Origin of the sequence: Prosthecobacter sp., from assembly GCF_044232965.1 — a bacterium.
In the GTDB taxonomy this organism is placed as follows: Bacteria; Verrucomicrobiota; Verrucomicrobiia; order Verrucomicrobiales; family Verrucomicrobiaceae; genus Prosthecobacter.
Map to the genome: position 1 here is coordinate 1 of NZ_JBIIKX010000025.1, position 11,642 is coordinate 11,642.

General features: G+C 59.6%; 8 protein-coding genes and 2 pseudogenes. 7 read left to right on the top strand and 3 right to left on the bottom strand.

The window, feature by feature from the left end; translation table 11 throughout:
• Positions 1-359 precede the first annotated feature (359 nt).
• A pseudogene (locus tag ACILSI_RS12420) lies at positions 360-2,264 on the top strand (sulfatase-like hydrolase/transferase).
• A gap of 26 nt (positions 2,265-2,290) precedes the next feature.
• Entirely contained in the window at positions 2,291-3,424 is a 1,134-nt protein-coding gene (locus ACILSI_RS12425; RefSeq protein ID WP_395722201.1) for an anaerobic sulfatase maturase, read from the top strand.
• Positions 3,425-3,520: 96 nt separating this feature from the next.
• Here the strand turns inward: ACILSI_RS12425 and ACILSI_RS12430 are convergent.
• Positions 3,521-3,907: pseudogene (locus ACILSI_RS12430) on the bottom strand (FKBP-type peptidyl-prolyl cis-trans isomerase); the annotation flags it as partial.
• Positions 3,908-4,010: 103 nt separating this feature from the next.
• On the opposite strand from ACILSI_RS12430, the gene ACILSI_RS12435 reads away from it, so the two are divergent.
• The 3 genes from ACILSI_RS12435 to ACILSI_RS12445 all read left to right on the top strand — a co-directional run bounded on the left by ACILSI_RS12435 (position 4,011) and on the right by ACILSI_RS12445 (position 8,076).
• Complete coding sequence (locus ACILSI_RS12435; RefSeq protein ID WP_395722202.1) at positions 4,011-5,573, top strand: glycerol-3-phosphate dehydrogenase/oxidase; 1,563 nt, start codon at positions 4,011-4,013, stop codon at positions 5,571-5,573.
• 94 nt (positions 5,574-5,667) lie between these two features.
• Positions 5,668-6,846, top strand: coding sequence for a Gfo/Idh/MocA family protein (locus tag ACILSI_RS12440; protein ID WP_395722203.1), 1,179 nt, complete (start codon positions 5,668-5,670; stop codon positions 6,844-6,846).
• 45 nt (positions 6,847-6,891) lie between these two features.
• Positions 6,892-8,076, top strand: coding sequence for an ATP-binding protein (locus tag ACILSI_RS12445; RefSeq protein ID WP_395722204.1), 1,185 nt, complete (start codon positions 6,892-6,894; stop codon positions 8,074-8,076).
• 55 nt (positions 8,077-8,131) lie between these two features.
• On the opposite strand, the gene ACILSI_RS12450 is transcribed toward ACILSI_RS12445, so the two are convergent.
• Positions 8,132-9,274: a 5-(carboxyamino)imidazole ribonucleotide synthase gene (locus ACILSI_RS12450; protein ID WP_395722205.1), complete on the bottom strand. Its 1,143-nt coding sequence runs from the start codon at positions 9,272-9,274 to the stop codon at positions 8,132-8,134.
• Complete coding sequence (gene purE, locus ACILSI_RS12455; protein ID WP_395722258.1) at positions 9,271-9,792, bottom strand: 5-(carboxyamino)imidazole ribonucleotide mutase; 522 nt, start codon at positions 9,790-9,792, stop codon at positions 9,271-9,273. The genes ACILSI_RS12450 and purE overlap by 4 nt, the downstream gene beginning before the upstream one ends.
• Before the next feature lie 86 nt (positions 9,793-9,878).
• Between purE and ACILSI_RS12460 the strand changes: the two genes are divergently transcribed.
• Entirely contained in the window at positions 9,879-10,475 is a 597-nt protein-coding gene (locus ACILSI_RS12460; protein WP_395722206.1) for a hypothetical protein, read from the top strand.
• Positions 10,476-10,841: 366 nt separating this feature from the next.
• A complete protein-coding gene (gene pyrF, locus ACILSI_RS12465; RefSeq protein WP_395722207.1) occupies positions 10,842-11,594 on the top strand; it encodes an orotidine-5'-phosphate decarboxylase in 753 nt (250 codons plus the stop codon).
• Positions 11,595-11,642: the final 48 nt, after the last annotated feature.

Genomic DNA, 11,642 nt, shown 5'->3' on the forward strand with positions numbered 1-11,642 from the left:
TGGACACGCTTGAGAGCGCCACAAGGTTCCATCATGCGAATCGGCCACCAACAGCACCCAGGCCGCGAAGAAGACTGGCCCCCAAGTTTTGGCCTTTTTAACCCCTCTTTTTCAACAGGCTGCTAAACGACAGCAGCCCTGTTTTCTGGCAGCAAGACACATTTCACAGGAGCATTGCCGCATCAGACACTCCCCTGTTCATGCGTTGTGAAATTGCATGGCTGCTGAATCTCTTTCTGGCCACCGACACCGGCGCGAAAGGTGACGCCGGAGCACCGACGTACTTCTTGAACTGACGAAGCATTCATGCGATGCACGTCTTCGTGCAGAAGCTTTGAAAATTCTTCCCGGATTCTCTCATGAATATCCAGCCTGTGACCAGCACTCCAAGCCGCCGCGACTTCCTCAAACAGATCTCCGCCGCCGCTGCCGGCACGCAGTTCCTCGGCATGGTGACGCAAAGCGCCAATGCCGGTCAACTTCCCGGCCAAAAAAACATTTTGCTGCTGATGACCGATCAGGAACGTCCGCCGATCTGGTTTCCCGCCGGCTGGGAAGCGGCCAATTTTCCCACGCTGACCCGACTGAAAAGCAAGGGGCTGACGTTTGATCGTGCCTTTTGCTGCACGTCCATGTGCAGCCCGTCACGCAATTCCCTTTTCACCGGCCTTTTTCCCGCGCAGCACGGTGCGACGGACTGCCTGACGAGTTACGTGCCGCAGTGCTAAATCGAGCCACAACTGGACCCGACGCTGCCGAATCTGGCCACCTGTTTGAAGGAAGCCGGATACGACGTTATCTACAAAGGCAAATGGCACATGAGCACGCCCGTGATCAGCGCTGACGGCACTGAAATCCATGATGATATTTCGCGTTACGGATTTGATCAGTGGGATTCGCCGGCCAAGGACACGACGCCGGATGATTTCGGCGGCGGCACTGCCAACCTCGACCAGGGATTCGTCAACGACACCATCTCTTTTTTGCAGAACCAGATTTCCAATCCGTCGTCCAAACCGTTTTGCCTCGTCGTTTCACTGATCAACCCGCACGATGTGCTGACTTATCCGGTCAATTATCAGGAAGGCGGTTATACCGACAATCCCTGGCTCTTGCCCACGACGCCGCCGATTGATTTGCCGCCAACGGTCACGGAGAATCTCGCACTGAACAAGAAGCCAACTGCGCAAATTCAGGTCCTCGCGGCCATGGCGGCTGGATTGGGACCTTTGCCCACCGATCTGAAGAAAAAGGAGTATCTTAACTTCTACGCCAATTTGATCAGGGCCACTGACGCCCAGTTCGCGCAAATCATGTCCGTCTTTGACGACAACGGCAGCGTAGGACAGCAATTGCTCGCCGATACTTTAATCATCCGCACGTCCGACCACGGCGAAAACGGTTTGGTCCACGGCGGACTCCGGCAAAAGACCTTTGTCACCTACGATGAAACATTGCGCGTGCCGCTCGTCTGGTCCAACCCGGAATTGTTTCCCACCGCGCGCACGACCACCGCGATGGTCTCGCATGTGGATTTTTTGCCGACGCTCTGTGCGCTGACCGGCGTGCCGAACTGGCAGGCCAAGGGATTCAAAGGCGTTGATTACAGCAGCATCATTCTCGATGCCGCCGCGCCGCCGGTGCAGGATTATGTGCTGTTCACTTACGATGACATTTACGCTGGCCAGGACCGGACGACAGCCCCGAACGGCGTCGCCACTCCGCCCAATCGCATCCAGATGATCCGCACGGCTGATTTCAAATACTCACGTTACTACGACGCGGCCGGGGTGGAACTTGACCAGGAGGAGTTCTACGACTTGCGGACGAACGGTGGCGATTTCGATTCCACTTGGCAGCAACCGCTGGAGTTGAAGAATTTATCGCAATGGGCCGTTGATAATTTCCCAAACCCGCCGCTGCTGACCAGCGAGCAATCTGCGGCACGGACCCAATTGATGAACAATCTGGCCGCCGCCGTCGCCAGCCGCCTGCAACCGCGTCCGCCGAACGCGCCGTTTGGGCCGGAGAATTTGAAAATCGAAATCGTGCGCTGGAGCGATGTCAGCGGCTCACATGTGCAAACCCAGCTCACTTTTCTATCGCGATCCGGCGAAACGTATCAATTCCAGCAATCGTCCGACCTCCTGACGTGGTCGAATCTGGATGAAGCCATTCCGGGAAATAACGGCATGGTTCTGCGCCATTACGATCTTCCTGGTCCGCGGGTATTTTATCGCATCCAGTGGACAGCGGCGACATGACCTCGGCACCGGACAATTTTCACGTCATGGCCAAGCCTTCGGGCGCCATCTGTAATCTGAATTGCACCTACTGCTTTTATCTCGAGAAAGAATTGCTCTTTGACCGCACTTCCCGTTTTCGGATGAGCGACGAAGTCCTTGAGGCCTACGTCCGGCAACAGATTGAGGGACAGCGCGGGAGCGAAGCGTCATTCGCTTGGCAGGGCGGCGAACCAACCTTGATGGGACTCGACTTCTTCAAAAAAGCCGTCGCTCTGCAACACCGTTACGCCAATGGCCGCGCCATACACAACGCCTTCCAAACCAACGGCGTGCTGCTCGACGATGCCTGGGGCGAGTTCCTGCATCGCGAACGGTTCCTCGTCGGCCTCAGCATCGATGGTCCGCAGGAGCTGCATGACCTTTACCGCGTGGACAAAGGCGGCAAGCCCACCTTCGACAAAGTCATGCGCGGGATCGAGGTGCTGCAGCGCCACCGCGTGGACTTCAACACCCTCTCCGTCGTACACCGCGAAAGCGCCCGCAGGCCGCTGGAGGTGTATGAGTTTCTCAAGAGCATCGGCTCCACCCACATGCAGTTCATCCCGCTGGTGGATCGCATTGGCGTGACCGACCAAGTCGCCGCCTGGAGCGTCATCGCCGAGGACTACGGCACCTTTCTCAGCACGATCTGGGACACCTGGGTGCGCCGCGATGTCGGCAGGATTTTCGTCCAGCTTTTCGATGTCATGCTCGGCGTCTGGATGGGGCAGCCCGCAGGGTTGTGTCTCTTCCGCGAGACCTGCGGCGACGCCGTCGTCCTCGAACACAACGGCGATGTCTATTCCTGCGATCACTTCGTCACCCCGCGCCACCGCCTCGGCAATCTGCTCGATCAAAGCCTCGGCGACATCGTGCGCGATGTCCCGCAGCGTCAATTCGGCCAGGCCAAGGCGGACACTCTCCCGCAATATTGCCGCGACTGCGAAGTGCGCTTCGCCTGCCATGGGGAGTGCCCGAAAAACCGCTTCATCAACACCCCCGCTGGCGAGCCCGGCCTGAACTACCTCTGTGCCGGCTACAAGCATTTCTTCAAGCATGCGAACCCGCGCCTGCGTGGCATGGCCTGGCTTGCCATGCATCATGAGCCGCCGGCGAAGATCATGGATATCATCGAGTGACCCCGCCGTCGCATGCTTCGGAGGAGATGTTTATCTCGACCGAAAAACGACGGCGTGTAACTCATGCATGCACTGGGTGCCCGCAAACAATCCGTCTCACTTCACCTTGATCAGCTCCACGTCGAAAATCAGCGCCTCGTTCGGGCCGATGTCGCGTCCGGCGCCGCGTGAGCCGTAGGCGAGCTTGGAGGGGATGAAGAAGCGGTATTTCGCGCCTTCCTGCATGAGCTGCACGCCTTCCGTCCACCCGGCGATGACGCGGTTGAGCGGGAACTCGATGGATTCCTTGCGCTTGTACGAGCTGTCAAAAACGGTGCCGTTGATCAGCGTGCCCTCGTAGTGGACTTCGACGGTGTCCGTGGCCTTCGGGCTTTTGCCGGTGCCGGGGGTGATGACCTTGTATTGCAGGCCGCTCGCGGTGACGGTCACGCCGTCTTTTTTAGCGTTGTCTTCGAGAAATTTTTCACCTTTGGCGAGAGCGATGTCGGACATGGGATGCGGGGGTGGGTTGGAGTTGGAGAGCGGAGGCTAGCAAGAGGTCGAAAAATGTCGAATGACGAATGCAGAATGACGCTACACTCGCGCCATGAACCGCGAACGCCTCGTCTCACAGCTCACGTCTCAAAGCGGCCCGTTTGACATCGCGATCATCGGGGGCGGGGCGACGGGGCTCGGCGCGGCGGTGGATGCGGCCTCACGGGGGCACTCGGTGGTGCTGGTGGAGCAATCAGACTTTGCGAAAGGCACCTCCAGCCGCAGCACCAAGCTGGTACATGGCGGCGTGCGTTATTTGAAGCAGGGCAATGTCTCGCTGGTGCTGGAGGCGTTGCGTGAGCGTGGTCTGCTCTGCAAAAACGCGCCGCATCTCGTCCACAGCCTGCCGTTTGTCATTCCGAGCTACCACTGGTGGGAGGGGCCGTTTTACGGCATCGGTTTGAAGGTGTATGACGCGCTGGCCGGGCAGCTTGGGCTGGAGCCCTCGCGTTATCTCACGCGGGAGGAAATCATCCAGCAACTGCCCACGCTTGAGACGGAGGGACTGGATGGTGGCGTGGTTTACCATGACGGGCAGTTTGATGACGCGCGTCTCGCCATCCACCTCGCCCGCACGGCGGTGAACCATGGCGGCGTCTTGCTGAATCACACGCGCTGCCGGGGTTTGATGAAGGAAAACGGCCACGTCATCGGCCTGAAGGCCGAATGCGTTGAAACAGGCAGGCAGCACGAGATTCGCGCCCGCTGCGTGATCAACGCGACCGGTGTCTTCGTCGATGACGTGCGGCGCATGGACGATCAAAAAGCCGAAAACATCGTCGCGCTAAGCCAGGGCGTGCATCTGGTGCTGTCGCGCGAGTTTCTGCCAGGCAACCAGGCCATCATGATCCCGAAAACGGACGACGGGCGCGTGTTGTTCGCCGTGCCCTGGCATGGGCGCGTCATCATCGGCACCACGGACACGCCGGTGGAGCAGGCCAGTGTCGAACCCCGCGCTCTGCCGGAGGAAATCGACTTTCTCATGACCCATGCCGCACGCTATCTCACGCGTGATCCGCGTCCGCGTGACGTGCGGAGCATCTACGCCGGCCTCCGTCCGCTCGTGGCGATGAAGAACACCGAATCCACCGCCGCGCTGTCCCGCGATCACACGGTCCTCGTCTCCGACTCCGGCCTCATCACCATCACCGGCGGCAAATGGACGACGTACCGCCGCATGGCCGAGGATGTCATCGACCACGCCGAGATGATCGGCGGCATTGGCGTGAAACGCTGTGTCACCCACGATCTCATGATTCACGGCTCCGCCAGCGTGCTGCCAAAGGACGACCCGCTCGCCGTCTATGGCAGCGACGCGGCTGAGATTCGCGATTTGATGCGTGAAAAGCCCGCGCTGGCCGAAAAAGTCCACCCCAAGCTCGAACTCACCGCCGCCGAGGTTGTCTTCCACACTCGCCACGAGATGGCCCGCACGCCTGGGGATGTCCTGGCCCGCCGCAGCCGCAGCCTGCTCTTTGACGCACAGGCCAGCATGTCCGCCGCGCCATGTGTGGCGGCGATCATGGCCGTTGAACTCAACTGGGATGCCGAGACAACGGCGCATCAGGTGGAGCGCTTCCAGAAGCTGGCGTGTGGATACATTTTGGAAGGCTGATCAGAGTGGTCCGCGCTTTGCGAGGTGCGGACCACTTTCGCTCGCTCAATTCGTTCCTTGTTCTGTTTCATCATCTCGCAATAGCTCTCTCACCATGACACCACTCCATCAGCTTCGCGCAGGCATCATCGGCACCGGCTTCATCGGTCCCGTTCACATCGAGGCGTTGAAACGGCTCGGCGTCACCGTGAACGGCATTTGCGGCTCCACCAAGAGCGCACGGCACGTCGGTGAGCTGTGGGGCATCCCGGAAATCTACGGCGACTACGATCATGAGGCGATGTATGCCTCGCCGAACATTGATGTCGTCCATATCACCTCGCCGAACCGGGTTCACGTCGAGCAATGCCTGGGTGCGCTCGCCATGGGCAAGCACGTCATTTGCGAGAAGCCTTTGGGCATGACGGCGGCTGACACGGCGAAGGTGGTGGAAGCGGTGAAGAAAGGCGGCAAAAAGGGGCCGGTCTTCGCGGTGAACTACATGTGCCGCTTCTTCCCCGCCATCCTGCAAATGCGCGCGATGGTGGCGCGTGGCGACCTCGGCAAGATCATGCATGTCCAGGGCCATTTCTTCCAGGACTGGCTCATGTATGAGACCGACTACAACTGGCGCATTCTCTCCAGCGAGGGTGGCAAACTGCGCGCGGTAGGCGATGTCGGCACGCATTGGATCGATGCAGTCAGCTTTGTGCTTGGGTCAAAGCCAAACAGCGTCTTTGCCCACATCGAAACCTTCCACAAAACCCGCAAGCGTCCGAAGGGCGAGGTGCAGACCTTTGCGAAGGTCGATCCGAAAAAGATGATCGACTACAAGGTCGATACCGAAGACTTCGGCAGCGTGCTGCTGAAGTTCGGCAAGGCCAAGCACGGTTTCGCCGACGGCGTGCATGCGAACGCGGCGATCTCACAAGTGGCCGCCGGCTGGAAATGCAGCCTCAGCTTCGGCATCTACGGCACCAAGGGCAGCGTGCGCTGGGATTTGCAGCAGCCGAATGAAATCCAGGTCGGTCATCGCGATGAACCGAATCAAATCCTCCAGCGCGGCACGCCCGGCTTCCTCGAAGACGTCGCCAACTTTACCGACTATCCGCCGGGTCACGCCGAAGGTTTCAGCGACGGCCACAAGATGCACTACCGCGCCATTTACGAGCACATCGCCAGTGGCAAGAAAACACCCGCCCTCTTCGCCACCGCCGAAGACGGCCACCACGAGGTCAAACTCTGCGAGGCCATTTTGCAGAGCAGCCAAGCCAAAAGTTGGGTCAAAGTGTGAAAATGCGAGTTTGAGGAATTTAAACTGGCAGTTTAGATTCCTCAAATGAAGGCGGTCACTCGAAACATCCAAAAACACCTGCTCACGGCGGCGAAAAATTTTCCTGCGGTGGTCATCACCGGGCCGCGACGCTCGGGGAAAACCTTTCTGCTGCGCAAGCTGATGCCGAAGGCGGAATACTATCTGTTTGAGGATCCGGACATCATCTCCCGCTTCCGCAACGACCCGCAGGGTTTTCTCGATGGCGTGAAGCTGCCGGTAATTCTCGACGAGATTCAGCACCTGCCGGAAGTCTTCAACTACGTGCGAAGCCGCATCGACGCGAACCCGCGCAAGATGGGTCAATGGTTCCTCACGGGATCGCAGGAGTCCGGCCTGATGCGCAACGTGACTGAATCCATGGCGGGTCGTGCCGCCGTGATGCAGCTCATGCCGCTGGCGGTGAGCGAAGCGCCCAAGGTCGGCATGCTGAACGGCGGCTACCCGGAGGTGGTGGCACGTCCGAAGGCCGCGCGGCTGTGGTTCAGCTCGTATTTGCAAACGTACATCGAGCGTGATGTGCGCTCGGTCTCGGCCATTCAAGACCTGGGCGCGTTTCGACGCTTCCTCTCGCTGCTGGCGACACGCCATGGTCAGATCTTGAACAAGACCGATCTCTCCGCGCCGCTGAGCATGAGCGTGCCGGGCATCGGCAAGTGGCTCGACATCCTGGAGATGACGGCGCAGATCATCGTGGTGCCGCCGTTCTTTGAAAGCATCGGCAAGCGCATCATCCGCTCGCCGAAAATCTTCATCGCTGATCCTGGACTCGCCTGTCACTTGCTCGGCATTGAGACGGAAGCCGAATTGGAGCGCTCGCCGTTTCTTGGCAGCATCTTTGAAGGACTGGTGGCGGCTGAAATCGTCAAGGCGCAGGTGAACGCGGGCAAGCGCCGCGAGATTTACTACTTCCGCGACCAGCAGGGGCTGGAGGTCGATTTCGTGGTGCCTGGGAAGAACGGCTCCATGCACCTGATCGAGGCCAAGGCATCGCACACAGCCAAACCGGACATGGTGATCCCGATGCGCCGCCTCAGCGAGGCCTGGAAGAAGCACTTTGGCCCGAAGCGCGAGGTGAGCTGCACGCTGGTGCATCGTCCGGCGCGCGCGGCCAGCCCGTCACGCGCCATCGCGGAGGGCATGCAGGTTGTTTCCTTCAAACAACTGGGTGAAATGGTCGAAAAGCTGTGATTTTCCCGCATTGGACGTTTGAGTAATTTAAACTGACAGTTTAGATTCCTCAAAGTCAGGCGATGCCCAAATCACGCCGGATTGCGAGCGCGTCTTTGAGCGCCTGGTCAATTGTGTCACCGAGGACGGTGAAGTGGCCCATTTTGCGGCGGGCGCGGGCTTCGCGTTTGGCGTAGAGGTGGAGTTTGGCACGCGGATGATTCAACACGGGCGACCAGTCGGGATGGGTGAGCGGGGCGGGCCAGATGTCGCCGAGGAGGTTGATCATGACGGCGGGGGTGTGCTGCGAGGCATCGCCAAGCGGGAGGCCGCAGACGGCGCGCTGCTGCTGCTGAAACTGGTTCGTGCGGCAGGCGTCGATGGTGTAGTGGCCGCTGTTGTGAGGACGCGGGGCGATCTCGTTGACGATGACCTTGCCCTCGCTGGTGACGAACATCTCAACGGCCATCGTGCCGACGTAATCGAGTCCTTCGGCGACGGCTTTCCAGAGTTCGACGGCCTGCGCGATGATTTTTGGTTCCACGCGGGCGGGAGCGATGGTGACATCGAGGATGTGATGCGTGTGCTGGTTCTCGACGCAGCCGTGCGTGGCCATGCTGCCGTCGATGCCGCGTGCGCCGACGACGGAGACTTCGCAAACGAAGCTGACCCATTCCTCAACCACGGCACGCTGGCCGACAAAGCCGCTCCAGGCTTCAGCGAGGTTCGTTTCGCCGGTGACTTTGCACTGGCCTTTGCCGTCGTAGCCGAAAGCGGCGGTTTTGATGACGCAGGGGCGGCCAACCTCGGCCACGGCGGCTTCGAGGCCGCTCAAATCATCGACGACGCGAAACGGGGCGCAGGCGATGCCTTGATCGCGCAGGAAGTTTTTCTCGCGCTCGCGGTGCTGCGTGGTGAAAAGCGCTTTGGAGCCGGGGCGCAGTGGTTTGATTGCCTCGACGGCTGCCAAACACGTTGCGGGGATGTTTTCGAACTCGGCAGTGACGACATCGACCTGCTGCAAAAAGCGGCTTAGCGCCGCAGTGTCGTCGTAAGCGGCGTTGATCTCGATGTCGGCGAATTGTCCGGCGGGGCAGCCCTGCGGTTCATCGGTGAAGATGGCAATGCGATGACCGGCGCGGCGTGCTTCCAAGGCGAGCATGCGCCCGAGCTGACCGCCGCCGAGAACTCCGATCGTCGAAGGAGGCGGGAACATCATGCTTTCGGTTCGGCTTCGAGTTCCTTCTGGCTTTCGAGCACCTTTTGCGTCTGCCGTTCGCGGAAGGTCTTCAATTTGGCGGCGAGATCGGGATTCTCGTTCGCCAGCATGGAGACGGCGAAGAGTCCGGCGTTCAGAGCGCCCGCGTTGCCGATGGCAAAGGTGGCGACAGGAACGCCGCCAGGCATTTGCACGATGGAGTAGAGGCTGTCCATGCCGCTAAGGGCGCGACTTTGCACCGGCACACCGAGAACAGGGATGGTGGTCATGCTGGCGGTCATGCCGGGCAGATGGGCGGCTCCGCCGGCACCGGCGATGATGCACTTCAGGCCGCGTTTCGAGGCGGTGGTGGCGTAATCGTACAGAAGCTGCGGCGTGCGGTGCGCGCTGACGACTTTCTTTTCAAAGGGCACGCCGAAGTCTTTCAGCACCTGGGCGGCGTTTTGCATGGTGGGCCAGTCGGAACTGGAGCCCATGATGATGCCCACAAGGGGCTGGATGGCTGCTTCTTTGCTCATCGGGAAGGCGGGCAGGATGGCGGGCGCGGCGGGCGGCACAATTTTTTTCTGGATCAGATTCACCGCTTCGGCCTAGCATGCGGCGCATGATTTCTGAGTTCAATCGCAGCCAGATCGTTTTTGGGGTGCTCAGCCTTTTGGGCGGCCTGTTTTGTTATGCACTGGCATGGCTGTTCTTCCGCTATGGAGCGGCGATTGTTTTGCACGCGGTCGGATTTCCCACGACGACAGCGCCTTGGGTTGCGGCGGTGGCGCTGGCTGGCATCACGTTCAGTGGTTGGCGCACTTGGCAAAACGGGCAGGACTTCCAAACATACATGGAGTCGGCGTTATATCACGACCTGGGCGGAGCGGCTGACACGGCGGGTGCGCATGTCGTGGATCACTACATGGGCAAGGTCACGGGTCCGGCCCATGTGCTGAGCCAGTTGTTTCTTGGCGGGCCGCTCTTGTTGCTTCGTGGCCTGCATCGTTTCCGCAGACTTGTCCCGAACGAGGATGGCCTGGATCAAAAACTTACGCGCTTGCTCGCCGTTCTGCATGCTGCGAATAAATGGCAGGGACTCTCTGATTATCCCGGGCAGAAGCGCGAGGTGCTGTTGCTTGCCCATATGAAGAAGATCGATTTCAGCGCCCATAAGGGCCAAGCTCGTTTCAAAGCCGGATCCTCCGATGGAATTTAACTTTGAATGGCGGCGTCTTTTGCTCCTCGCAGCCTTGCTGGGAGGATTCGCTTATTTTGGCGGTTTCTCCGCGCCCCAGACCGATGAGGATCACTCGCCTGCGCGGGCAGGGAAGGCGTGGTTCTACTGTGTGGTGCTGTTTGTGACTGGAGCGACGTCCGCAAGCCTGGTGGACCATTACGCAGGCACGATGAGCTACTCGAATTTGCGTCCGGCTTATGTGCTGCTCGGAGTGCTTTTGATGGCGACGGGCTTGTTTTGGCAGCGTTTCTTGAAAAAAGGGGTTGGTAAACCGCCAGTGGCCGTTGTGACGGTCGTTGGTCAAGTTTGTTGCCCGCTGCCACAGGTTGTGCCAATCACACGCGCATGACTTTTCTCGACAAGCTGAATCAACGCATCACCCAAACCGGCTCGAACCTCTGCGTGGGGCTCGATGTGCGGGCCGAAAACGCGGAAGAATCGACGAAGCGGTGGATTCTCGACGTGATCGCGCAAACCGCGCCGTTTGCGGCGGCGTTCAAGCCGAACTCGGCCTACTTCGAGGCGCTGGGTTGGCGCGGCGTGAAGATGCTGGAGGAGATTTTGCAGGAGATTCCGAAAGAGATCCCGATCGTGCTGGATGTGAAGCGCGGCGACATCGGCGAGACGCAGGGTTACTATGCGAAAGCCTGTTTTGACGTGATGAATGTGGATGCGGTGACGCTGAACGCCTACATGGGCCGTGACACGCTGGAGCCGTTTCTCAAATACACGGACAAGGGGCTGTACCTGCTGGGGGTGACCTCGAATCCGGGCGCGAAGGACATTGAGCTGCAAAAGACCGGTGACCGGCAGGTCTATGAACTCGTGGCAGAAATGACGAAAGGGCATCCGCAGGCCGGACTGGTGGTCGGATTGACGAATGCGGCTCCCGATGTGCTGGATCACATCCCTGACGTGCCGCTGCTGATTCCGGGACTCGGAGCGCAGGGCGGAGATCTGGCGGCGCTGAAGGGCAGCGGGCGCAAGGCGCCGCTTCTGGTGAATGTTTCACGTGGGGTGCTGTATCAAAATGACGATAAGACCTTTGCGCAGCGGGCGGAGCACTGGATGCGTCAAATTCAAAACGCGCTCGGCTGATTTTTCATTTTTAAGAATGGCGAAATCGAAACGCGGAAGCTGCTTGAT